Genomic DNA, 24,501 nt, shown 5'->3' with positions numbered 1-24,501 from the left:
ACCGAATTAATCTCATTAGACAGAGCTGAATTATGCAATTTTCTGAAAACTGGCTTCGTACCATGGTCGATCCGAAGTTGACTTCGGATGAGCTGTCCCATCTGCTGACGATGTCTGGCCTTGAAGTGGAAGAAGTTGAGCCGGTTGCTCCTCCTTTCACCAATGTGGTGGTGGCTGAAGTACGTGAAGTGGTGAAGCATCCGGATGCGGATCGTTTGAATGTGTGTCAGGTGGATGTTGGTACCGGCACTTTACTGAATATCGTTTGCGGTGCACCGAACGTGCGCGTTGGTTTGCGTATTCCTTGCGCGACCGCTGGCGCAGTATTGCCACCGGGTGCAGATGGCAAGCCATTCCTGATCAAAGTCGGCAAGCTGCGCGGTGTGGAATCACAGGGTATGCTGTGTTCCGCACGTGAACTGAAGCTGTCTGAAGAGCACGGTGGTTTGCTGGAGCTGCCATCGGATGCGCCGGTCGGCATGAATTTCCGTGACTACTATCAGCTGAACGACCTGAAATTCACGATCAAACTGACACCGAACAAAGCGGACTGTTTGTCGGTTCTCGGTGTGGCGCGTGAAGTGTCTGCGCTGACCGGAACACCTCTGCATTTGCCAACGACAAAAGAAGTACCGGTCACACTGACTGAAACTGTGCCAGTGAAAATTGAAGCGCCTGATCTGTGCGGTCGTTTCGCCGGTCGCGTGATTCGTGGTGTTAACGCAAAAGCTGCGACGCCGGACTGGATGAAACAGCGTCTGGAGCGCTGTGGTCAGCGTTCGATTTCCGCACTGGTGGATATTTCCAACTACGTGATGCTGGAACTGGGTCGTCCTTCGCACGTGTTTGACCTCGACAAAATGCATGGCGGCATTACTGTACGCTGGGCAAAAGAGGGCGAAACGCTGAAGCTGCTGAACGGTAACACCGTGACACTGAATCCGTGGTTCGGTGTGGTCGCCGATGATAAGGCGGTGGAATCACTGGCGGGTATCATGGGTGGTGACGACAGTGCGGTCACGCTGGATACACAAAACATTTATCTGGAAGCTGCATTCTGGTGGCCGGATGCGATTCAGGGTCGTGCCCGCAAACTGAATTTCTCGACCGATGCAGCGCACCGCTTTGAGCGTGGCGTCGATTTCGCGAGCATCGTTGAGCATATCGAACGCATTACTGCACTGATCGTGGAAATCTGCGGTGGTCAGGTTGGTCCTGTGACTGACCTGGTGACCCGTTTGCCAGAACGCAATCCTGTGGCAATGCGTGCCGATCGTGCTCGTACAGTGATTGGCGTTGCACTGACAGATGCGCAGATTGCTGATGTGTTCACACGTCTGAAACTGGAATTCACGCTGACTGACGGCGTTTTCCACGTGGTGCCGCCATCCTATCGTTTCGATATTGAAATCGAAGAAGATCTGATTGAAGAAGTCGCACGTGTTTACGGCTTTGAAAACATTCCTGCGCTGCCGCCGGTGGCAGAGCATGTGATGCGTATTGCGCCGGAAAACCACCGTTCTCAGTTCGCTATCCGCCGTCTGATCGCTGATCAGGATTATCAGGAAGTGGTGAATTACAGCTTTGTGGATGAAAGCTGGGAACTGGATTTTGCGGCGAATGCCAGCCCGGTCCGTGTTGTGAATCCGATTGCCAGCCAGATGAGTGTGATGCGTACCACGCTGATCAGCAGTCTGGTGGCGAATGCGCGTTACAACATTAACCGTAAACTGAACCGTGTTCGCGTGTTCGAAATCGGTGCTGTGTATCTGAAAGATGCGCAGGTCAGCGATGGCCCGCTGACTGTTGCAGGCTATCACCAGCCTAAGCGTCTGGCTGCACTGGCTTATGGCCCAGTACAGGAAGAGCAATGGGGTGCTGCAGATCGTCAGGTTGATTTCTTTGACGTGAAAGCCGATCTGGAAGCATTGTTCGCGCCGAAGACCCTGCGTTTTGTGAAAGCAGAACACGTCGCTCTGCATCCGGGACGTTCCGCCAGCATTGAACTCGATGGCAAAGTCATTGGCGTGATCGGTGAACTGCATCCTAAGCTGCAGCAAAAATACGAATTGCCGCAAGCGCCGGTGGTGTTTGAAGTGGATGTGGCTGCACTGCAGAATGTCGACGTGCCGGTATATCAGGAAATCTCCAAGTTCCAGGCGGTCAGCCGCGATCTGGCACTGGTGGTGCGTCAGGACGTTGCTGTACAGTCTCTGCTGGATTGCTTCAGTCAGACCCGTGCCAAAGATCCTGCCTGTGCGATTGTGCAGTCTGTACGTTTGTTCGATGAGTACCGTGGCAAAGGCCTGGGCGAGGATGAGAAAAGCCTTGCTTTCCGCTTCAGCTTACAAGATACTCAGGCGACTTTGCTGGATGAGCAGGTTGAAGCCGCTATGGCAGCTTTGACAACGGCAGCCGGTCAGCAGTATGCTGCGAAGTTGCGTTAATAATTGCGTTCAGCCAGTCTTATAGGTGAGAGAAGTTTGACAATGAATGACGTAAATTCCGCTGAATTTCAGTCGGTACTTGATGCTGATTTATCACGCGCTGTTCAGGCAGCCAAAGCGCGTTCGCAGGCAGAAAAAGAACTGCCGACGCTGACTAAAGCAGAACTCGCAGAGTTGCTGTTTGAACATGTTGGCCTGAACAAGCGTGAAGCAAAAGACATGGTGGAAACCTTCTTTGATGAGATCCGCGATGCACTGGAGCGTGGTGAATCGGTCAAGCTGTCGGGATTCGGGAATTTTCAGTTACGCGACAAACCTCAGCGCCCGGGACGTAATCCGAAAACCGGTGAAGAAATTCCGATCACCGCACGCCGCGTCGTCACTTTCCATGCCAGTCAGAAACTGAAGGGCATGGTCGACGACGCTAATTCCGCTAACCATGTGAATGTAGCCTGAGTGGCAGAGTATGACAGAGAGCAGGATACCAACCAGTATGTTGCCCCCGATTCCGGCAAAACGTTATTTTACGATCGGGGAAGTCAGCGATTTATGCGGTGTGAAAGCCCATGTTCTGCGTTACTGGGAGCAAGAGTTTTCACAACTGAAGCCGGTCAAGCGGCGCGGTAACCGTCGCTATTACCAGCATCACGAAGTGTTGCTGGTGCGCCGTATCCGTGAATTGCTGTATGACCTTGGATTCACGATTAATGGTGCGCGTAATAAGCTGGCGGGGCCAAAAGCAAAAGGCAGTGGCCATGCCGAACCGGAAATCAGCCTGCACGAAGTCCGTGCCGAACTGACTGCGATTCTGGCATTGCTGCGCGAACCGGCTGCAGTCTGAAAATACGGTACAACACCGTTTTCCAGTAAAACACCTGCCTTACCGGCAAAAAAGAACACCGCTTCCTGTAAAGAAGGCGGTGTTTTTTTATGTGTTCTGAGATGATGGGCACTGGCGTGACATGACCAGCGCGGACCGGATATTCGTGCGGTTGCTACGGTACCGCTTCCGGAAGGCCGAAACGGAGTCAAAAGCAGCCTGAGTGCGCAGTTCTGCATAGCAATCCGGCGGTCGTCGGCAGAAAGTCCGGGCCTCAGAAAAATCAAAATGACGATTTTTGCACAATGCAATTCGCCATCGCAGCGCTGACGGTGGCTGGCTGCTGGGGATAGAAACGTAACGGAATAAAGTGAACTGGCAGATTTTCTGGCAGTACCTCTGCCGAGTTGCTTACACCGTTGATCAAAATAACAAGGCCGCAATCCGTGCGGCCTTGTTATTCATGGTGCGTTTGTAAGAGCGAGGGATAGCGGAGCATGGCAGCTCCGCATGGCAGCGCTTACGCTAAACGCGGATTACTGTTATGGTTGGCGCCGGCAAGCGCTGGTTTCTTTTTCATTGCACCGTACACAGACGGATTTTCGTATTGATGGATATGTTCGGAAGCGGGGCGGAAGGCGCTGATGGCGGCGCTCAGTGCTGCAGCTTCCGACTCCAGTTGTGCGGCAGAGCGGGCTGCTTCGCTGACCAGGCTGGCATTGTGCTGGGTGATGCTGTCGATGCTGGCAATGGTTTCATTGACGCTGGAAATGCCTGCGCTTTGTTCGCGTCCTGCACCTGCGATCTGTTCAATCAATGCGGAAACCTGTGCCACATCGGTGGCGATCGTGCTCATGCTGCTGCCTGCTGCTTCGATCATATCGTTACCGCGTGAAATCGCCTGACCTGAGCGGTCAATCAATTGTTTGATTTCTTTTGCCGCTTCCGCGCTGCGCTGCGCGAGGCTGCGCACTTCACTTGCAACCACCGCAAAACCACGACCTTCCTGACCGGCACGGGCTGCTTCAACAGCGGCATTCAGCGCCAGAATATTGGTCTGGAATGCAATACCATCCATCACATTGATGATGTCGGAAATCAGATTGGCACTGTGGGTCACACTTTGCATCGATTCAATCGCGCTCCGCATCACATTCAGACCTTCCTGTACTTGTGTTGCGGTACCAGCGATCACAGCATTGGCTTGCGCCAGATTGGCGGCATTTTCCTGAGTTGAACTGGTCAGTTCTGAAATGGCGCTGCTGGTTTTTTGCACAGAATCTGCCTGGCTCGCGGTACGCTCAGCGAGGTCGGTATTTTCCTGATGGATTTCATGTGCGATGGTGTCGATTTCCTGCGCACTCTGACGGATGTTTTCCACCATCTGGCTCAGGCCGTGGCGCATATCGGCAATGGCGCGCAGCAGGGCGGATAATTCATCCTGACCACGGATACTGACCGGATCGTACAGATTTCCTGCCGCCGTTTCCTGCAGGCTGTGGGTCAGCTGACGGATATCGGCGCTGAATGCCAGATACATGCCAACCAGCAAATATGCGGCGATCAGGGTCAGGATGATGATGCCGGCGACAATTTCCAGCATACGCAATTGCAGTGCAGTCTGCTCCTGTGTCAGACGACCAGTCAGTTGTTGTTCTGTCTGTTGCTGCGTTTGCTGCAGGGCACCGAGTACCTGTGCGCCGGCTTCGCTGAATTCTTTGCCGGAAGTCTGATTTACCGACGCCAGCACTTCATCTTTGGCGCGTTCAAAGAAGCGGCGTGTCAGTTCGCTGGTTTTTTGTATTTGCTCATGGTCTGCTGCAAATGCTGCATCGTGCTCTTTCAGGGTGCTGCTGGTTTGCAGTAATTGCGCGATATCGACTTGTGCCTGCATGGACAAAGAGTTCAGCATCACATCTTCACCGGCTTCAAACAAACCGGAATCGATGTAAGCAGCGCCGCGTGCAGCCATCACATCGACTTTTTCACGCAGGGCAGGCAGGGCTTGCAGGCTCAGACTGGCCAGACTGTGATTCATCGCATCACTGTCGAGTGATAACTTTGACTGTTGTGCGATGCTCGCCTGCTGCTCCCGTACCGTGTTAATGGCTTTGGTGTAAGCCGCAAATAAGGCCGGTGCTTTGATGTTTTCCTGACGGATGCTTTGCTGCAGCGTTGTCAGGATGGCTTTGGTACTTTCGTTTTCTGCAAACGCCGCCAGTGCTTGCTCTGATTGCCTGATGCTATCTGACAGTTCTTTATTGCCCATGATCTGACGATGCTGCAGGCTGCGTAAGCCGGATAAAGTCAGTACCAGTTTTTCCTGCTGCTGAATGCTGGTCAGCGCATCCAGTTTTTCGGAAGCTGCACGTACGCCCTGATTCATTTCGGCAATCAGTAATCCAACCACAATCAGCAGCGGTATCGCAAAAGCAATTGCGATAAAGCTGACTTTGTGTGCGATATGAAAGCGGCGCGCGAGGCGTATGGCGGGGGAGAATAGTGTGTTCACGGTAGGGTATTGCCTTGAGTTGATTCGCGGCAATACTACGTGAGCAATATGACTGAATTGTGACTAAATGTAAGTGAAATAAGCGTATAACGAAACAGTCTGAGGGCCCTTCAGAACTGCATGATAGCGATAGATGCGGCGTCAGATGGGATTCAGAATGACGCGTTCTGACAATAGAATAACGGGTAAAACCGTGCGGCGAATAAAAAAGGCTTAACCTAAGTTAAGCCTTTAAATTTTGGCTCCCCGACCTGGACTCGAACCAGGGACCTGCGGATTAACAGTCCGTCGCTCTACCGACTGAGCTATCAGGGATCAAACTTGTACAACCAACTGCAGCAATTTTTCTTATCCGTTTGCTGCTGACTGGAATAAAAAAGGCTTAACAAGCGTTAAGCCTTGAATTCTGGCTCCCCGACCTGGACTCGAACCAGGGACCTGCGGATTAACAGTCCGTCGCTCTACCGACTGAGCTATCAGGGAACAGAAGCTTTGCTTCAAAACTTTTTACATTGCAATGATTATTTTTAAGTTCATTGCCAACTTGAATTCTTTGGCTCCCCGACCTGGACTCGAACCAGGGACCTGCGGATTAACAGTCCGTCGCTCTACCGACTGAGCTATCAGGGAACAGAGACAGACATTATAGGGACGTGAGTAATCCTTGTCAATATCTGCCCCGGCGCTTTAGACGATTACAGCACCTGTGCGATGGCACTCAGCACGTGGCCGATGTTTTTGCTGTTCAGTGCTGCAACGCAGATGCGGCCAGTGTCCACCGCGTAGACGGAATGCTGTTCGCGCAGTACGGTGACTTGTTCTTTGCTCAGACCGGAGTAAGAGAACATGCCGCGTTGCTGCATTACAAAGTCAAAATTGTGGTTTGGCGCCGCTTCTTTCAGACCGGCAACAAACGCTGCGCGCATTTCGCGGATACGGACACGCATGCCTGCCAGTTCGTCTTCCCACAGCTGACGCAGTTCCGGTGTGGACAGGACGGTAGCAACGACCTGACCACCGTGTGATGGTGGGTTGGAGTAATTGGTACGGATCACACGTTTCAGTTGCGACATCACGCGCGCTGCTTCTTCTGCGCTGGCAGCGACGATGCTCAGTGCGCCGACACGTTCGCCATACAGCGAGAACGATTTAGAGAACGAGTTCGATACAAACAGCGGGCCGCCTGCATCAGCAAAGCGACGCACAACCTGACCATCTGCTTCGATACCTTCGCCAAAGCCCTGATATGCCATGTCGAGGAAAGGAATCAGACCGCGGGTAGTCACCACTTCAATGATTTGTGTCCATTGCGCATCGCTGAGGTCCGCGCCGGTCGGGTTGTGGCAGCAAGCGTGCAGTACAACGACAGAACCCGCTGGCATGGTTTGCAGCGCCTGCAGCATGCCGTCGAAATTCACGCCACGGGTACTGGCATCGTAGTAAGGATAGGTGTTGACCTGAAAACCGGCAGATTCAAACAGCGCACGGTGGTTTTCCCAGCTCGGATCGCTGATATAGATTTGTGCATCCGGAGAAAAGCGTTTCAGGAAGTCAGCGCCCAGCTTCAGTGCACCGGTGCCGCCGATGGCCTGTGCCGTGATCGCACGTTTTTCCCGTACTACTGCGCTGTCAGCGCCGAATACCAGATCCTGCACGGCACGGTCATACGCTGCCAGACCTTCGATCGGCAGATAAGTGCGTGGTGCGGCTTTTTCCATCAGCAGGGCTTCGGCTTTTTGCACGCAGGCCAGCAGCGGGACTTTGCCGTTATCGTCATAGTAAACGCCAACACCGAGGTTGACTTTGGACGGGTTGGTATCGGCATTGAAGGTTTCAGTGACGCCCAGAATCGGGTCCCGCGGAGCCATGTCAATCGCGGAAAACAGGGTAGAAGTTGCGGTAGCAGTCATCGTGATAATATGAAATGTTTCTGTGTCAGTGACAGAAGTGGTTGAAATAAAACTGTGGTCCGGCTTTTCCGGTTCTTTGCCGTGAAAGCAGCGGGGGATTACACAAATCATTGACGCACGATATGCAGCATTCAACACAATGACAGTACGGGTGGTACCTGAGTGCAGGCGGATGGCCTGCGGATTGTGCTTCGCGTAATACCCGGATAGCCGGACATTTTAACAAAGGAAGAGTCACGATGGCGGTCGCACCAGTGAATATGGCAAATACGGAAGGCTATGATGAATCAAAATTCCGTACTTTTCCGGATTCTCCGTTTGCCCTGTATGAAATTTTCCCGCCGGCCGGTGACCAGCCGACAGCGATTGCCAGCCTGACCGAAGGCATACAGGATGGCTTATCGTTCCAGACCCTGCTGGGTGTGACCGGTTCCGGTAAGACTTACACGATGGCGAATGTGATTGCGCGCTGTGGCCGTCCGGCGATTGTGTTTGCGCCAAATAAAACGCTAGCGGCGCAGTTATACAGCGAGTTCCGTGAATTTTTCCCGAAAAATGCGGTTGAGTATTTCGTGTCTTACTACGATTATTACCAGCCGGAAGCCTATGTGCCGCAGCGCGACTTGTTCATTGAGAAAGATTCTGCGATCAATGAACATATCGAGCAAATGCGTCTGTCCTGCACCAAATCGCTGATGGAGCGGCGCGACGTGGTGATTGTGGCGACGGTGTCCGCGATCTACGGTATCGGTAATCCTAGCGAATACCACAAAATGATTCTGACGCTGCGCGCCAAAGACAAGGTCAGCCAGCGCGACATCATTGCCCGCCTGATTCAGATGCAGTACACCCGCAATGAAATGGATTTTTCGCGCGGCACTTTCCGCGTACGCGGTGACACGATTGATATCTTTCCGGCTGAACATGCGGAACTGGCGGTGCGGGTCGATACCTTTGACGATGAGATTGAATCGCTGCAATTGTTTGATCCGCTGACCGGCAAGGTAAAACAGAAGATTCCGCGCTTCACCGTATATCCGGGTTCGCATTACGTCACGCCGCGTGAAACTGTGCTGCGCGCGGTGGAAACGATTAAAGAAGAACTGCGGGAACGCCTCGATTTTTTCCGGCGTGAAAACAAGCTGATCGAAGAGCAGCGCATTGAACAGCGTACCCGTTTTGATCTGGAAATGCTGGCGGAAATCGGCTTTACCAAAGGCATCGAAAACTATTCACGCCATCTGAGCGGCGCTGCACCGGGTGAACCGCCGCCAACGCTGGTCGATTATCTGCCGCCGGATGCACTGATGTTCCTCGATGAATCACACATGATGATCGGTCAGCTGAACGGCATGTATAACGGCGACCGCGCACGTAAGCAGAATCTGGTGGATTACGGCTTCCGTCTGCCATCGGCGCTGGATAACCGTCCGCTGAAGTTTGAAGAATTTGAAGGCAAGATGCGCCAGACGATTTTCGTGTCGGCGACACCGGCGGATTACGAAGCGCGCCGCACGGATCAGGTGGTGGAGCAGGTGGTGCGTCCTACCGGTCTGGTTGATCCGGAAATTGAAGTGCGTCCGGCGATCACGCAGGTCGATGATCTGATGAATGAAGCGGTGGCGCGTATTGCCAAAGGCGAGCGTGTACTTGTGACGACGCTGACCAAGCGCATGTCGGAACAACTGACCGAATTCCTGAACGATAACGGTATCAAAGTACGCTATCTGCACAGCGATATTGATACGGTGGAGCGGGTGGAAATTATCCGTGATCTGCGTCTCGGTACCTTTGATGTGCTGGTCGGGATTAACCTGTTGCGCGAAGGGCTGGATATTCCCGAAGTGTCGCTGGTCGCCATTCTGGATGCGGATAAAGAAGGTTTCCTGCGTTCCGAACGGTCGCTGATTCAGACCATAGGCCGGGCTGCGCGTAACCTGAACGGTAAAGCGATTCTGTACGCTGACCGCATTACCGATTCCATGCGTCGTGCGATGGAAGAAGCGGAACGCCGCCGCACCAAGCAGATTGCTTTCAATCTGGAACACGGTATTACACCGAAGAGCGTGCAGAAACAAATCCGCGACATTATCGATGGCGTGTACTCCGACAAGTCTTCGCAGCCGGAACAGAAAGTGGCTGAAGAGCAGGCGCGCTATGAAAGCATGAGCGAGAAACAGATCAGCAAAGAGATCAAGCGTCTGGAAAAACAAATGCTGGATCACGCGAAAAATCTGGAGTTCGAAAAAGCGGCCAAAGTCCGTGATGAACTGGCGAAACTCAAAGACTTGCTGTTCGGCGCCGGCGGGCACGATGAAGTGAACCAGATCGCCGGCGGACAGGGTTGATTGTGCAGAAGTCCGCATCCGCCTTTTTCAGAGGCCCGGACTTTCTGTCGACGACCGCCGGATCGCTGTGCTGAACACCGCATTTGGGGTGTTTTCAGACTCTTTTCAGTCTTTTTTGCCTGCTTCAGCCATCGCAGGGAGGGCTGAGCCAGCCACCATAAAAAAAGCCTTGCCAGTGTGAACCGGCAAGGCAAACTAAGTCAGCGTGGTGCTGGCTTATTTTTTCTTCAGACAGCCTTCGAGGAACTGATCCTGCTCCCACAGCAGATGCAGAATGTTTTCTTTCGCCGCATAGCCGTGGCTTTCTTTTGGCAGAATCACCATACGTACCGGCGCGCCCAGGCCTTTTAATGCCTGGAAGTAGCGTTCGGTTTGCAGCGTGAACGTACCCGGATTGTTATCGGCTTCACCATGTACCAGCAACAGCGGTGTCTTCATTTTGTCCGCATGCATGAACGGTGCCATGGTGTTGTAGATCTGCGGCGCTTCCCAGTAATTGCGCTGTTCATTCTGGAAGCCGAACGGTGTCAGCGTGCGGTTGTAAGCGCCGCTGCGTGCGATACCGCAGGCAAACAGTTTGGAATGCGTCAGCAGATTGGCGGTCATGAACGCGCCGTAAGAATGGCCGCCGACAGCGACACGGTTACGGTCGATATAGCCCATCGCATCGACGGCATTGATTGCCGCTTCTGCATTGTCAACTAACTGGGTTAAGAAAGTATCGTTCGGTTCTGCCTTGCCTTCACCGATAATCGGGAATGCAGCGTCGTCCAGCACGGCATAGCCGCGGGTCGTCCAGTAAATGAAAGAACCGTAGCTCGGGTAGGTGAACTGATTCGGGTTGTGGCGGCTTTGGCCAGCGGAATCCTTGTCCTTAAATTCAGCCGGATATGCCCAGATCAGCAGTGGCAGTTTTTCTTTCTTGCTGCGATCGTAGCCAGCTGGCAGATACAGATTGCCGGACAATTGCACGCCGTCTTTACGCTGATACTTGATTACTTCTTTGTGTACGTCTTTCAGGCCAGCGAAAGGATTGGCAAACGAAGTCAGGGTTTTCAGTGGCTCGCCGGATTTGACTGAGCGCAGGTAGAAGTTCGGATAATCAGTGCGCGATTGCAGGCTGACCAGTACTTCGCCTTTTTTCGCATCTTCCAGCGATACGATGGTTTCCATCTTGTCTTTGTCAGTTGCCTGATACAAACGCTTGGTTTGCAGGCTTTGCAGATCCAGTTCGTCAATGAACGGGAACTGACCTTCGCGGGTGAAACCTTCACCGATCAGGAAAGCTTTACCATCTTCGGTAGCCAGTACGCGGCGGTCGAACTGATTGCGGCGGGTTTCAAAGCGGCCCGGATTTTTGTAAATATCCTGAATATTACGGTCGAATACCAGACGCGGTTCTTTGGCTGGTGCTGCCGGATCAATCAGGAAGGTTTTGCTGTTGCGGGTGTCGTACCAGCTTTCGCTGACCACCGCGGTGTGATCATCACCCCAGACCACGCCGGCAAAGCGCTGGCGCAGTTTAACCAGAGACACCGGTGCCTGTGCAAACGGTGCATCCCAGCTGAATAACTCGTCACGGAATTCGGTTTTCTTAGACGGATCACCACCGTCCAGCGCAGTCACATAGCTGAGCGTCGCCGGTTTGTCGGCACGCCAGCCTATCCGGCGTTTACCCGGTTCAGTTGCGCTGAAACCTTTTGGCATGGTTTCCAGCAATGGACGCTCGTGGATGGCTTTGACGACTTTGCCATCAAGGTCGGTCACGATGGTATTGAACGGGAAGCGATCCAGCTGCACCAGATACGAAAACGGTTTTTGCAAAATATCCAGCAACAGATAGCGGCCATCCGGCGATACATCGACTTCGGTCAGCATCTCGCCTTTGCGCAGCACGGTTTGCTTACCGTTCAGGCTGACTTTTACCAGATCCGATGTCAGCAGCGTTTCCAGATTTGCTTCATCGATTTTGTTTTTCAGCAGATCGGCATAAGTGCGGGTTTGCGAAACTACGCCGGTGGACGTGGAGATGATAGGGCCGGTTGGCAGATCTCGGCTGGCATCACGCAGGGCAGGGCGCTGTTTCGGCAACATTTTCACCAGCAGGCCCTGACTGTCAGCCAGCCAGCTGTAGGCAGCACCACCTGCACCGTTCAGGTTAGCGCCGGTGACACGTTGTGCCGCAGCTTTCGCGACATCAATCACCCACAGTTCCGCACCTTTGTCGGTGGTGTGAGTGAAACCGATTTTTTTGCCATCCGGTGACCATTTCACATTGGAAATCAGCGCATCTGCCGGCATGCCTTTAATCTCGGTTTCTTTGCCGGTGCTGACTTGTTTCAAACGCAACTGATTCACATAAGCCTGTGTGGTCGGCATACTGGTTTGCGGATTAATCCGCAAACCTGCCAGACGCAGTTCCGGCTGACTCAGTTCACGCAGCGATTTATAGGTATTGCGGAAGCTCAGCAGCATAGTCTGGCGCTGATGATCGAAGCTCACAGTCGGCGGACGCTGATAATCGGCCAGCGCCATAATCGATGGCGGCGGTACCTGATAACCGAGATTTTCCTGTGCGAATACTTGTGCGCTGAGCATGGCAGCCAGCAGCAGCGAATGGCGTAATTTCATGTTTCTCCCCGTTTGTTGTCTGTGTTTGCTGGCGGATACGTGTCGCGTCAGCGTCTGTGCTTAGAGGGAAAAACGATGTGCTGGTTCCCGCACAGTTCCGGGGAATTGTATAAAAATGTAGGTGATCGGCAAAAAGCAAAACGCCGGTATTTCACCGGCGTTTATGGACGGATGTTTGCGTCAGCCGCAAATCTGATTGCGGCCGTTTTGTTTGGCCTGATACAACTGTTCATCAGCACGCAGGAATAATTCGTTTTCAGATTTGCATTCCGGGAAAGTGGCCAGTCCGCCGCTGAAGCTGAACTGGCGGGTTTCTTCCGGTGTCACCTGAAACACGACGCGGCCGAATGCTTCGCGCATCATATCCATTCTTTGTTTTCCGGTCTGCGCATCGCAATCCCAGAACACCATTACAAATTCTTCACCACCAAAGCGACTCAGCAAATCGCTTTCGCCGACATAGGCAGACAACACCAGCGACAAACGTTTAATCACGATATCGCCGAAGTAGTGGCCCCAGGTATCGTTAATGGTTTTGAATTTATCAATATCAATCACGCCATAGGCCAGTGGCTTGCCTTGCTGCTGCGCTTTTTGTATCCATTCCTGCGCACGCTTTTGCAAACCGACTTTATTCAGCAAGCCGGTCGCACGGTCACGGCTGATTAAGTCTTTGGAGGTGCGGATTTTCTGAATCCGGTGCACCAGCTGACGGGTCAGGATATCCGGTTCGGTACGCGATAAGATCTGATCAAAGCCACCATCCAGCGCCTGACGTGCGACGTGGGACTGGCTGCTTTCCTGCAGTAAAAAAATCTCACGACCACTGTCGAATTCAATATTTTTCTTAAGAATCCGGGCAACAGCATCGGTTTGCAGATATTTGGCTTCACTGATCAGTACGATGTCCGGCTGCAATGCTTTGACACGCAGATGCAGTGTGGTGGCATCGGTATGATGAACAACCTGAATATCATGTGAAGCCAGCAGCGCAGTATCCAGTGCGGGCTGCTCATCAAGATACAGAATGGTGTTGTTGCTGCCGGATTGCTTGCGTGCAAAGATATTGAACAGCCTGTCGACCAGATTTTCATTGGTAATCGGCTTTTCAGCGTAAGCCAGGCATTTGCTGTCAACCAGACGCTGCTGCAGAACGAAGCGTTCGCCCTGACGGTTGGTTTGCAGATAAATGTATTCGTGACCGGCAGGTAAGCGTTGCAGCAGATCGCTGAGAAACATGGTCTGACGCTTTTGCTGCTGCATGTCAGCCTGCATGTTGTACAACACATCCAGATCAATCAGGAACAGGGCGTGTTCATCGGCGTGGCTGACGGCATCGACGAAATCCGTCATCTGATCGAAGAACAGAATATCGAAGTCGTATTTGTGGGCGTTCAGTAACAGCTCTTCACGGTTATCCAGAATAAAAAAGGTCTGCGCCAGAAGAAATACCTGATTCTTATACAACAAGCCTGCCTCTGCCATCCCTGCTCCGATCTGCTTTGCTGAATTACGACATCTGTACTGGTTGAACCGGCCGATTGTATATGCCCGTCGCTATTTCATAAATAGCCATGATCCTGAAAACTGTGTCTTCAGCGTCCAACTGTTGCGTAAAGTCCCGTATTCACGGGGGCTTTGCCGGGTTTTGCAAGCGGTGTGCAATATGTTGCAGTATGGCACAACTGTGGCGGGTATGCAGCGTTGTTATGCCGCGGGGCAAGACAGGATGAAGAAAACAGATGCTTCATGCGACAATGTTTCCGCCGTTGTTGTCATGCGGGTCATGAAACGCACGGTGTTCGTGGTAGTGCAGTTGCAGTCAGTGTTGTAACCGGCTGGTCGGAAAGACCGGCATACCGGGGAAAATCACATGAAAACAGCTTTACTGATCATCGATGTACAACGTGGTTTGTTTGATCCTGAACCGCGTCCGTTTGAAGCAGACCAGGTCATGCGCCGTATCAACCAGCTTGCCGCACAGGCAAGGGCGCACAGCGTACCGGTCGTGTTTATTCAGCATGAAAGCCGTGAAGGCAGTTTGCAGTTTGGCAGCGATGGCTGGCAACTGGCACAGGAACTCGATCTGGAAGAGGGCGATGTGGTGCTGCGCAAAACTACGCCGGATTCTTTTCTGCGCACCGAGCTTGGCGAGTTACTGCAAATGTGGGAAGTGGAACAAGTGGTGATTTGCGGGTACGCCAGCGAATTCTGTGTCGATACGACAGTGCGCCGTGCGGCGGCACAGGGCTTAGATGTGGTGCTGGTTGAAGATGCACACACCACACATGACAAAGCGCACATGTCTGCACGTCAGATCCGCGAGCATCACAACCGTACTTTGCCAGCGATACGCAGTTTCGGCAGTCGCATCAGCGCGATACCGTCAGCGGTGCTGCAGTTCACTGCACTGGCCAGCGCCGCCTGAGCGGCGACCGGCCTGTCGCAAACGGGCCGGTCAGCGTGTCAGAAATAAACGATCAAACTCAGCACCATCGTCAAAATGCTTTTTCTGCAATACACGCCAGCTGCCAAACACTTCTTCAACGCGGAATAAACTCACGGCAGGAAACTGCGCAGCATATTTGCGTGCAATGGTCGCAGAACGCGGGCGGAAATAATGACGGGCGATGATGTCCTGCCCGGTTTCGCTGTACAGAAATTGTATCCAGGCGCTGGCTTGTGTGCGGGTGCCGAGTTTATCTGCAACCTTATCCACTAGTGCCACTGGTGATTCTGTCAGAATGCTGTAGCGTGGATACACAACTTCGTAACGGTCGCCGTACTCTTGTTTAACCAGCTGCACTTCATTTTCAAAGGTCACCAGCACATCGCCGATTTCACGCTGTGTGAATGTAGTGGTCGCACCGCGTCCGCCAGCATCCAGTACCGGCACGTTCTGGAAGATTTTTGTCACCAGTGCACGCGCCTGTGCCTCACTGCCACCGTTTTTAATTACTGAACCCCATGCGCCCAGATAGCTGTAGCGTCCGTTACCGGATGTTTTCGGATTCGGAATGATGACTTTCAGGCCGGGCTGGCCGAGGTCGGCCCAGTCTTTGATCTGACGCGGATTGCCTTTGCGGGTCAGAAACACCATGGTGGAATAAAACGGAGCAGACTGATCCGGATACGCTTTAGCCCAGTCTGCACGCAGCAAACCTTTGTCTGCAATCGCATCGATATCGCTGGCCTGATTCATGGAAACCACGGAAGCTTCCATACCGTCAATCACCGAACGCGCCTGCTTACTGGAACCGCCATGAGACTGGTGAATATTCAGCGTTTCGCCGGTTTTAGTTTTCCATTCGGTGATAAATGCAGCGTTAATATCTTTATACAATTCACGCGTCACATCGTAAGCGGCATTTAAAAAATGCGTGGCTGCCAGCGCCTGACCAGTACCGCCAGCCAGCAGGGTGGCGATCAGGGTTTGTTGTAACCACAGGCGGCGTGAACGTCGGCGCGAAGTCGCGGAAGCATCGGAATGCACCATGAAAACTCCTTTCAGATATGAGATGTTTGCCCTCAGTAAAGGGCAGCGAAGGTCTTCCGATCTTGCATCAGGCATCACTGCAAAGGAACAAAGTTATTCTTCTATGGTCAGATGAAAACCGCATAAAGCGCGGTCACCATATCAATATGAAAAACAAGTCTGTACCCTTGGCTCCGGATAAGTGCCGGCTTTGCTACACTCTTGTTCCGTCAAAAAAATAAGTAACAGGATAAAGACAGATGAAATTTCTCCCGACACTGGTATTCAGCCTGCTGACTGCAGCACAACTGGTACAACCGGCGCTGGCGGCGGACAAGGCTTCCGCGCAGACTGCTGCGATTGACTGGCGTAAAGATAACAATGTGGAAGCTGCGTTTGCAGCGGCGAAGGCAGCGAATAAGCCTTTGTTCCTGTACTGGGGCGCAGTCTGGTGCCCGCCTTGCAATCAGGTCAAAGCAACAATTTTTAATCGTCAGGAATTTATCGATAAAAGCCGTCACTTCATTCCTGTGTATCTGGATGGTGACAGCCCGGGCGCACAAAAATATGCAGCGCAATTCAAAGTGCGCGGTTACCCGACCATGATTCTGTTCCGTCCTGACGGCACGGAGCTGACCCGTTTGCCGGGTGAAGTGGATTCCGAACGTTATCTGCAAGTACTGACGCTGGCGCTGAACAGCGCTGCACCAGTCAGTGAAACCCTGAAGCTGGCGCTGGCTGGCGGTAAAACCCTGAAAGCGGACGACTGGAGTCTGCTGGCGGATTACTCATGGGATGATCCGCAGCAAAAACTGGTGCCGCAAAAAGATATCGCTGCAACCTTAAGCAAACTGGCCGAGCTGGCACCAGCTGGCCTGAATGCAACCCGTTTGTATCTGAAATCGCTGTATGCGCAGGCTGGTGTGAAGAATGCGGCGCTGGATAAAGCACACGCGACCGACAAGCTGATCAAAGCCTTATCCGATGTGAAGGTGGCGCGTGACAATCTGGATCTGGTGGCAGGTTCCGCGGCTGAACTGACGGAATTCCTGACTGCGTCCGGTTCTGACAGCCGTCACAAGCTGGTGACGGCATGGAACGCGGCTTTGCAAAAACTGGCGGATGATCAGAGTATTTCCAAAACCGATCGTCTGGGTGCAGTCGTGGCAGAAATTGCATTGGCAAAACTGGATGGCGGCAAACCAACACCGACGCTGCAAAAAGAAGTGCAGAAACGCGTCGGCAGTATTGAGCAGGCAACTACTGACAGCTACGAGCGCCAGTCCGTCGTAAGTTCCGCAGCCTATGCACTGGGTAATGCCGGTTTGCTGGATGACTCCGATAATCTGCTGAAAGCCGAACTGAAACGTTCGCATTCGCCGTATTACTTCATGTCCACGCTGGGTTCGAATGCGAAAAAACGTGGTGACAAAGCTGGTGCAGTGAACTGGTATGAGCAAGCGTATAACGCTTCCAAAGGTCCGGCTACCCGCTTGCAATGGGGTTCTAACTACGTCGTCAGTCTGGTGGATCTGACACCGGCTGATGCGCCGCGTATCGAAAAAGCGGTCAGCAGCGTGTTTGATGAAGCAGGTAAAACCGATACCGCGTTTTACGAACGTAACCGCGCTTATCTGGAAAAAATGGGTAAGAAACTGGTCGAATGGAATAAAGATGGCAAAAATCAGCCAGTGTTTGCGAAAGTAAAATCGCAGCTGGATGGTATTTGTAACAAGCTGCCTTCCGGCGATCCGCAAAAAGCCAGCTGCCAGGGCTTACTGAAAGGCTGATGCACAGGTAAACAAGCTGAAGCGTTGCACCTGCGGTAACGCAGCAACTGCCAACTGCAGATAAAAAAAGCGATCCGGAGACGGGTCGCTTTTTTGTTTTGATACGCTGTTTTCGTAGGCTGTTTTTAGCAGATATTCATCATTATGCAGTGATGCAGACGCTTTATATGCAATGCAGCATAAGCTAGTGACTTTATATGATTAAAAGTTTGGATTTATTCTGGTTATACTGGCTTTCAGTAATAAAGAAAGCCTTACCCCGTGATAGAAATTTCAGGACTCCATAAGAGTTATACCGTTGCAGGCAAACAAGTACCTGCTTTAAACAATATTCAGCTCAGTATTCCGACGGGCAGCGTGTTCGGCATTATCGGCCGTTCAGGTGCCGGAAAAAGTACGCTGCTGCGCACACTGAATCTGCTGGAACGCCCGGATCAGGGCCGTATCCTGATTGATGGCGAGGACATTACGTTCTACGAGCACAGCAAACTGCTGGCGCTGCGTCAGCGTATCGGCATGGTGTTTCAGCATTTCAATCTGCTGTCTTCGAAAACCATCGCAGAAAATATCGCGTTCCCGCTCAAGCTTGCCGGACAGATGAATGCGCAGCAACGTGCAGAACGTGTGCAGGAATTGCTGGCGCTGGTCGGACTGACCGAGCATGCGGATAAATATCCGGCGCAGTTATCCGGCGGACAAAAACAGCGTGTCGGCATCGCCCGCGCACTCGCCAATGCACCGCGTCTGTTGCTGTGCGACGAAGCGACCTCGGCACTGGATCCCGAAACCACGCAATCTATTCTGCAATTACTGCTGGATATCAACCGTCAGCTTAGTCTGACCATCGTCCTGATCACGCACGAAATGCAGGTCATCCGCACGATCTGCGATCAGGTTGCGGTGATTGAGCGCGGCGATATCGTGGAGCAGGGCGAAGTCGCAGAAGTGTTTCTGCATCCGCAGCATCCGGTCACCCGTGCCATGGTGGCGGAGCAGCATGAACTGGATCTGAGCTGGCTGAACGGTTTGCGTCATCCGGATTACCGCCTGTGGCGACTGACCTATCTGGGCGACAGCACCCACGCGCCGGTGCTCAGCCGCGTCGGTGCTGAAACTGGCGTCGAGATTTCGATACTGCAGGGTGTGATTTCCCGCATTAAAAATACGCCTTACGGGCAACTGGTGATTGGCTTGCGTGCTGATGAAGACACTGCGATCCGCGTGCTGAAGCAATTGTCGGCAGAAGATGTACGGGTGGATGTGATCACACAGCAGCATTTACAGCAGGAGGCCGCGTAATGGAATGGAGCAATATCGACTGGGCTGACATCGCGCAAGCCACACTGGATACCTTAACGATGACCGGCTTCTCACTGCTGTTCACCGTATTACTGGGTTTGCCGCTGGGCATTTTACTGTTCCTCAGCGGACGCTCTTCATCACCGGCACAAAAAGCCTTATATGCCGTGCTGTCGGTGGTGGTGAATGTGCTGCGTTCCGTGCCTTTCATTATTTTGCTGATCGTACTGATCCCGCTGACGCTGTTACTGGTTGGTACTTCGCTGGGTGTGCCGGGCACGATTCCGCCGCTGGTGATTGGCACTGCGCCATTCTTTGCCCGTCTGGTGGAAAACGTCTTAAGAGATATTGATAAAGGCGTCATCGAAGCCTGTCAGTCCATGGGCGCAACCACACGCCAGATCGTGATTCACGCGCTGCTGCCGGAAGCTTTGCCCGGTTTGCTGGCTGCCGGTACGGTGACGACGATTGCGCTGGTGTCGTATGCGGCGATGTCCGGTGTGATTGGCGGCGGTGGTCTTGGTGATCTCGCCCTGCGTTTCGGCTATCAGCGTTTTCAAACCGATGTGATGATTGTCACCGTCGCGATTCTGATTCTGCTGGTACAAATTATTCAGTTTCTCGGTGACCGTCTGGTACGTCACTTCACCCGTAAGTAAATGACTTTTTGCACCTTATTTCAATTGAGAGGAAATAACATGACTGCATTTCTGAAAAAACAAATTCAACGTCTGGCTGTGCTGAGTGCAGGTTCCGTGCTGATGGCAGGTGCTGTTGCTGCGGAAACCCTGACCATTGCAGCGACTCCGGTACCGCACGCTGAAATTCTGGAATTCATCAAGCCACAACTGGCTAAAGAAGGTATCGAACTGAAAGTGAAAGTATTCACCGATTACGTTCAGCCAGCCGTGCAAGTGAATGAAAAGCATCTGGACGGTAACTTCTTCCTGCATCAGCCTTACCTGAATGAATTCAAGAAAAGCCACAAAAACGATATCGAAGTGCCGGTCGCTAAAGTACACGTAGAACCGTTTGCTGCTTACTCTGTGAAATACAAAAAAGCAGCTGACATTCCTGCCGGTGCAACCATCGCGATTCCGAATGACCCATCCAATTCCGGCCGCGCACTGTTGCTGCTGGCAAAACAAGGTTTGCTGAAACTGAAAGACCCGACCAATATCTCCGCAACACGTAAAGATATTATTGAGAATCCGAAAAACCTGAAATTCAAAGAGCTGGAAGCAGCAACGCTGCCGCGCGTGTTGAATCAGGTTGACGTTGCACTGATCAACACCAATTATGCGATCGAAGCCAAACTGAATCCGGTCAAAGATTCGCTGTTCATTGAAGATGCGAATTCTCCTTACGCCAACCTGCTGGTTGCACGTGATGACAACAAAAATTCGCCAGCCTTCAAAAAACTGATCGCCGCGCTGAATTCTCCTGAAGTGAAACGCTTCATCGAAGAAAAATACAAAGGTGCTGTTGTACCTGCATTCTGATCAAGACCCGCAAAGGGCTGACCAATCCGCGAAAAGCCGGATCCTGCAAAGGGTCCGGCTTTTTGCTATGTGCTGATGGAACGCAGCGCAGAAGACGGCGTACACAGGCAACCTCAGCGCACAAGCAGAACTGAAACAGCACCGAAATAGCGATGAATCAGAGCGACAACAGCCTGGGTGCAGCGCATCAACATCCCGAAAACAAGGAGTAAGCAGACAGGTGACAAACCGCCTGCTATGCAGCTATCCGCATCAGCGATTTGCGGACAGCCAGACTTTCTGCCGACGACCGCAGGGGTGCTGTGCTGAACACCGCATTTGAGGCATTTTCGGGCGATTTTTGGCCGCATTGGCAGTCGCGCTGATGCATGAGCTGAGCAAGCGGGTAAGTAAACCGTCAGATAAATCGTGGGAGCTGACTTTGCTGGAACGAGGGAGGTTGGCATCTGGCAGCCGGAAACCGGTGCCTGTATTGCTTGTTGAGCAGCGCCTCAGCCGTGTACTTCAGGGCGGAGTTGCGCAAAAAAATGATTCAGATGACATGATCAGATTGCTATTAGAATGCCAGATCACTCGGATCTTTCCACTTCAGGAGTCACACCATGATGGCAGTCTTCGTCGCCTTCCTGCATTTCTTCGCCGCTTTCGGCCTGGCCGCTACGCTGTTCGCAGAACTGATGCTGCTGCGTCCGGAACCTACACTGCGCGAAGCGCGCCTGTTGCAATGGTGCGACCGCTGGTACGGCCTGTTCGCCGGTATCGTGCTCGGTGCCGGACTGTTCCGCGTGCTGTATTACGCCAAAGGCAGTGCGTTCTACATGGGCAACCCGTTCTTCCACCTGAAAATCACCCTGTACGTGATCACCGGCCTGATCTCGATCTACCCGACCATCACGTTCCTGCGCTGGAGCAAAGACCTGAAAGCTGGTCTTGCTCCGGTCATCAGCAGCCAGCAATACAGCCGCCTGCGCAGCATCCTGCTGCTGGAGTTAGTCCTGCTGACCGCCGTCCTCGCCAGCGCCAGCCTGATGGCACGCGGCATAGCCAGCTGACCCTTTATGCAGCGATCCGCATCAGCGATTTGCGGGCAGCCAGACTTTCTGCCGACGACCGCCGGGGTGCTGTGCTGAAACCCGCATTTGGGGTATTTTCAGGTGATTTCCAGCTAGTAAAACTAGTTGGACGAACGATTCGTATCAACTGGGCATGCCTTTGCTCGACGCTGTTACCTCATGTTGCTAAGATGAATACTTTCTGTTGTTGAATGTGGGTGAAAAAATGCGGGTGATTGAACAAACTGGTTTATGGAAGAGAAGTCTTGGAAATGTAACTGGTGAAAATGCTACGGAAGTGAACCGTTTAGTTGAGACCTTCAAACGATTTCGTAACCATGTTGAACAGTTAATCAGTTTCGCAAAGGATCAATTACCCGGTCTTACAATTCATGATATCAGCCACTTAGATGCACTCTGGCGCGTGGCTGATCAAATTGCAGGAGATCAATACCCATTGAATCCGTTGGAAGCTTTTGTTTTCGGTGGAGCAGTTTTGCTACATGATGCCGCTCACGTAGTGCAGGCATATCCAGATGGAGTCGATGGCTTACGGCAAAAAATAATCTGGAAAGATATCGTTGCGCAGAATTATGGGGGAGTTGAGCCTGCCCCTGGAACGAACGAGTTTAAGCAAGTGTTCTTTTCAGTCGCGCGACATTTGCATGCTGAACAGGCTATGAATTTGTTGGATATCGAATGGAGTGGTAGAAAACTTTTGGAGGATTTTGATTTACGCAATAGTGTTGGAGTGCTAATAGGCAAGATTGCTGCTAGTCATCATTGGTCTATGGTAAGGGTGCAGCAGGAGTTTTGTGGCCGAAGAAGAATAAAATCACCTCCGACTGGGTTCCCTATTGGCTGGAAAGTTGATGCATTAAAACTAGCTTGTCTGTTGAGGTCGGCTGATGCGGCGCACATTGATTCTGAGCGAGCACCATCGTTTCTAATGGCAGTGATGCAACCCAAAGGAGTATCTGCGCATCACTGGAGTTTTCAAAATAAACTAAATCAACCGACTCGGGATGACAGGACAGCTCTTCTTAGAATTGATTCAATGTGGCCTTTTAATGAAAAAGAGCGTGATTCTTGGTGGCTGGCGTTCGATACTGCAAAAATGATTGACCTCGAATTGCGTCAAGTTAAGGTTTTAATGAGGGAAGAGGGGTGTAGCGAATTTGCCGTAAATGGCGTCGCTGGTATCGAGTCAGCCAAGAATTTTTCAGAGATCGTAGAGGTCGAAGGTTGGGAGCCTGTGGACGTTAAGCCACGTATAGGCAACGTGGCGAGAATTATTGAAACTCTCGGTGGGCGGGCGTTATATGGAGATAGGCCGGAGAAAGCAATTTATGAATTACTGCAGAATGCATTTGATGCGATTCGAGCCGCTCGTTGCTTGGGATATTTGAAAAATAATGAAGGAAGAGTTGAGGTTTCAATCGAGAAAATTGAGGGCGGTAAATTTAAATTTACCGTCTCTGATGATGGAATTGGAATGAGTCGCTATGTCCTTACAGAAGTTTTATTGGATTTTGGAGAATCCTTGTGGCGAAGCGATGATATATATACTGAGTTGCCAAATTTAAGAAGCAGCAGCTTTGAGCCTATCGGTAAATTTGGGATTGGTTTTTTCTCAGTTTTTATGTTGAGTGATCAAGTTCTTGTTACAACAAAAAAATACCCAGTAGGTTCTGAGGAAATTAATGAGCAATTAGAACTTCATTTTGAAAATGGGCTTCATTCACGTCCAGTTTTGCGTGTTCAGAAAAATAGCGAAAAATTCATAAGAAATGGAACGAAAGTAGAGCTGATTTTGGATGTTGAAAAAGTCGACCAATTATTGAAAAATATACTTTTCAAAGGGAGTGAGCTGTATTGGAAGCAACTAAAGCAGTCAAAGGAAATTGGTTCTCTTTTTGCAAAAGCAATTGCATCCATTTGTCCAACTGCAGATATAAATATTTATTTTTGCTATGATAATTCGGAAATAAAATTGGTTGAGGCAAATGACTGGTGGCACCTTGATGATGAAAAATTATGCGAAAGACTTGGCTTGAAAGCGAGAAAATTAACTCCGATTTCAAAAAACAATAAAATTGTAGGAAGAGTTGATGCTTTTCCGAAAAGTGGCCTTTATTGCAGTGTAACAGTGCAAGGTATTGCTTATGCAAGAATGGCGGGTGCGATTGGTGTAATTTGCGCTGACAATAATTCACTGGTGGCAAGTCGCAATGAAATTGTAATTGAGAAAGATTCGTTCGATTGGCGTGGCTGGGCTGTTGCTAAGTTAGAGGCGACTGACGAGATGAGTAGTGAAGAACTATGTATTATTAAATCCGTTCTACCTGAGAAAAATTTGGCTATTTGGGATTCATCATTGGGGTTAATTGATGACTCGTCGCTACTAAGCGTGGCAAACCGTAATGGGAAAATTAAAGTTATTTGTAGTGGTGGAATCGAATTCAAAAGAATATCTACTCGATTGAATAGCTATTGGGAGAGGGAGGATGATTTGGTTTTCGTTTCTGATGCTATTGATTGCCAAGAATTAAATCCAGAATGGGATTGGAGGTTGTTTCTTATGAATTTGCTCAATAAAAGCGGTGGCAGTTGGACTATAAAAGATGATTGGATTTCCCTCTCTTCGTCCAAAGTAAAATCGATTTCAGAGATTAAGTGTGAGTGTTTTACTTTTATGAAAACATGAAGATGTTA

15 protein-coding genes, 3 tRNA genes and 1 pseudogene are annotated in these 24,501 nt (G+C 51.5%); 11 read left to right on the top strand and 8 right to left on the bottom strand.

Translation table 11 applies throughout. The annotated features are described in order from the left end of the window. Positions 1-32 precede the first annotated feature (32 nt). Genes pheT through KDM89_RS04500 form a run of 3 tightly spaced genes read left to right on the top strand, consistent with a single transcriptional unit; the run spans position 33 to position 3,288 of the window. Entirely contained in the window at positions 33-2,447 is a 2,415-nt protein-coding gene (gene pheT, locus KDM89_RS04510; RefSeq protein ID WP_212686758.1) for a phenylalanine--tRNA ligase subunit beta, read from the top strand. 42 nt (positions 2,448-2,489) lie between these two features. Continuing rightward, positions 2,490-2,903, top strand: a complete 414-nt coding sequence (locus KDM89_RS04505) for an integration host factor subunit alpha (RefSeq protein WP_212686757.1) — start codon at positions 2,490-2,492, stop codon at positions 2,901-2,903. A gap of 37 nt (positions 2,904-2,940) precedes the next feature. Further along, entirely contained in the window at positions 2,941-3,288 is a 348-nt protein-coding gene (locus tag KDM89_RS04500) for a MerR family transcriptional regulator (RefSeq protein ID WP_230427664.1), read from the top strand. A 766-nt stretch (positions 3,289-4,054) separates the two neighbouring features. On the opposite strand, the pseudogene KDM89_RS23045 reads toward KDM89_RS04500, so the two are convergent. The 5 genes and pseudogenes from KDM89_RS23045 to KDM89_RS04475 all read right to left on the bottom strand — a co-directional run. Continuing rightward, positions 4,055-4,780: pseudogene (locus tag KDM89_RS23045) on the bottom strand (methyl-accepting chemotaxis protein); the annotation flags it as partial. A gap of 1,238 nt (positions 4,781-6,018) precedes the next feature. Next, positions 6,019-6,094 (bottom strand) — tRNA-Asn (locus tag KDM89_RS04490). Between the two features lie 92 nt (positions 6,095-6,186). Then, positions 6,187-6,262, bottom strand: a tRNA-Asn gene (locus KDM89_RS04485). 71 nt (positions 6,263-6,333) lie between these two features. Continuing rightward, positions 6,334-6,409: transfer RNA gene (locus KDM89_RS04480), tRNA-Asn, on the bottom strand. A 65-nt stretch (positions 6,410-6,474) separates the two neighbouring features. Beyond that, a complete protein-coding gene (locus tag KDM89_RS04475) occupies positions 6,475-7,689 on the bottom strand; it encodes an amino acid aminotransferase (protein WP_212686754.1) in 1,215 nt (404 codons plus the stop codon). A 239-nt stretch (positions 7,690-7,928) separates the two neighbouring features. On the opposite strand from KDM89_RS04475, the gene uvrB reads away from it, so the two are divergent. Next, positions 7,929-10,037 (top strand): excinuclease ABC subunit UvrB, encoded by a 2,109-nt coding sequence (gene uvrB / locus KDM89_RS04470; protein WP_212686753.1) that lies wholly within the window; start codon positions 7,929-7,931, stop codon positions 10,035-10,037. Between the two features lie 216 nt (positions 10,038-10,253). Here uvrB and KDM89_RS04465 read toward each other — a convergent pair whose 3' ends face one another. Then, entirely contained in the window at positions 10,254-12,668 is a 2,415-nt protein-coding gene (locus KDM89_RS04465; protein ID WP_212686752.1) for a S9 family peptidase, read from the bottom strand. 180 nt (positions 12,669-12,848) lie between these two features. Then, positions 12,849-14,153, bottom strand: a complete 1,305-nt coding sequence (locus KDM89_RS04460; protein ID WP_212686751.1) for a GGDEF domain-containing protein — start codon at positions 14,151-14,153, stop codon at positions 12,849-12,851. A 388-nt stretch (positions 14,154-14,541) separates the two neighbouring features. On the opposite strand from KDM89_RS04460, the gene KDM89_RS04455 reads away from it, so the two are divergent. Next, the gene (locus KDM89_RS04455) at positions 14,542-15,096 is read left to right on the top strand and encodes a cysteine hydrolase family protein (protein WP_212686750.1); all 555 of its coding nucleotides are present in this window, start codon (positions 14,542-14,544) and stop codon (positions 15,094-15,096) included. 30 nt (positions 15,097-15,126) lie between these two features. Here KDM89_RS04455 and KDM89_RS04450 read toward each other — a convergent pair whose 3' ends face one another. After that, complete coding sequence (locus KDM89_RS04450) at positions 15,127-16,164, bottom strand: sulfate ABC transporter substrate-binding protein (RefSeq protein WP_212686749.1); 1,038 nt, start codon at positions 16,162-16,164, stop codon at positions 15,127-15,129. A 239-nt stretch (positions 16,165-16,403) separates the two neighbouring features. Here KDM89_RS04450 and KDM89_RS04445 point away from each other — a divergent pair, with 239 nt between their 5' ends. The 6 genes from KDM89_RS04445 (at position 16,404) to KDM89_RS04420 (ending at position 24,493) form a co-directional block, all read left to right on the top strand. Then, positions 16,404-17,933, top strand: coding sequence for a thioredoxin family protein (locus tag KDM89_RS04445; protein ID WP_212686748.1), 1,530 nt, complete (start codon positions 16,404-16,406; stop codon positions 17,931-17,933). A gap of 261 nt (positions 17,934-18,194) precedes the next feature. Further along, complete coding sequence (locus tag KDM89_RS04440; protein ID WP_212686747.1) at positions 18,195-19,232, top strand: methionine ABC transporter ATP-binding protein; 1,038 nt, start codon at positions 18,195-18,197, stop codon at positions 19,230-19,232. Then, positions 19,232-19,891 (top strand): methionine ABC transporter permease, encoded by a 660-nt coding sequence (locus KDM89_RS04435; protein WP_212686746.1) that lies wholly within the window; start codon positions 19,232-19,234, stop codon positions 19,889-19,891. Before KDM89_RS04440 ends, KDM89_RS04435 begins: the two co-directional genes overlap by 1 nt. A 51-nt stretch (positions 19,892-19,942) precedes the next feature. Continuing rightward, positions 19,943-20,734, top strand: coding sequence for a MetQ/NlpA family ABC transporter substrate-binding protein (locus KDM89_RS04430; RefSeq protein WP_438947498.1), 792 nt, complete (start codon positions 19,943-19,945; stop codon positions 20,732-20,734). A 602-nt stretch (positions 20,735-21,336) separates the two neighbouring features. After that, complete coding sequence (locus tag KDM89_RS04425) at positions 21,337-21,786, top strand: DUF2214 family protein (RefSeq protein ID WP_212686744.1); 450 nt, start codon at positions 21,337-21,339, stop codon at positions 21,784-21,786. A gap of 214 nt (positions 21,787-22,000) precedes the next feature. After that, a complete protein-coding gene (locus tag KDM89_RS04420) occupies positions 22,001-24,493 on the top strand; it encodes an HD domain-containing protein (protein WP_329604622.1) in 2,493 nt (830 codons plus the stop codon). The last annotated feature ends 8 nt before the right edge of the window (positions 24,494-24,501 follow it).

The organism is Cognatundibacterium luofuense (assembly GCF_018139685.1).
Classification (GTDB): domain Bacteria; phylum Pseudomonadota; class Gammaproteobacteria; order Burkholderiales; family Burkholderiaceae_D; genus Undibacterium; species Undibacterium luofuense.
This window is presented reverse-complemented; position numbering and strand designations above follow the sequence as displayed.

Coding starts and splice junctions, on each gene's coding strand:
- KDM89_RS04505 (WP_212686757.1), top strand. CDS start 2,490: ATGAATGACGTAAATTCCGCTGAATTTCAGTCGGTACTTGATGCTGAT.
- KDM89_RS04435 (WP_212686746.1), top strand. CDS start 19,232: ATGGAATGGAGCAATATCGACTGGGCTGACATCGCGCAAGCCACACTG.
- KDM89_RS04465 (WP_212686752.1), bottom strand. CDS start 12,668: ATGAAATTACGCCATTCGCTGCTGCTGGCTGCCATGCTCAGCGCACAA.
- uvrB (WP_212686753.1), top strand. CDS start 7,929: ATGGCGGTCGCACCAGTGAATATGGCAAATACGGAAGGCTATGATGAA.
- KDM89_RS04500 (WP_230427664.1), top strand. CDS start 2,941: ATGTTGCCCCCGATTCCGGCAAAACGTTATTTTACGATCGGGGAAGTC.
- KDM89_RS04450 (WP_212686749.1), bottom strand. CDS start 16,164: ATGGTGCATTCCGATGCTTCCGCGACTTCGCGCCGACGTTCACGCCGC.
- KDM89_RS04475 (WP_212686754.1), bottom strand. CDS start 7,689: ATGACTGCTACCGCAACTTCTACCCTGTTTTCCGCGATTGACATGGCT.
- KDM89_RS04455 (WP_212686750.1), top strand. CDS start 14,542: ATGAAAACAGCTTTACTGATCATCGATGTACAACGTGGTTTGTTTGAT.
- KDM89_RS04445 (WP_212686748.1), top strand. CDS start 16,404: ATGAAATTTCTCCCGACACTGGTATTCAGCCTGCTGACTGCAGCACAA.
- KDM89_RS04425 (WP_212686744.1), top strand. CDS start 21,337: ATGATGGCAGTCTTCGTCGCCTTCCTGCATTTCTTCGCCGCTTTCGGC.
- pheT (WP_212686758.1), top strand. CDS start 33: ATGCAATTTTCTGAAAACTGGCTTCGTACCATGGTCGATCCGAAGTTG.
- KDM89_RS04460 (WP_212686751.1), bottom strand. CDS start 14,153: ATGGCAGAGGCAGGCTTGTTGTATAAGAATCAGGTATTTCTTCTGGCG.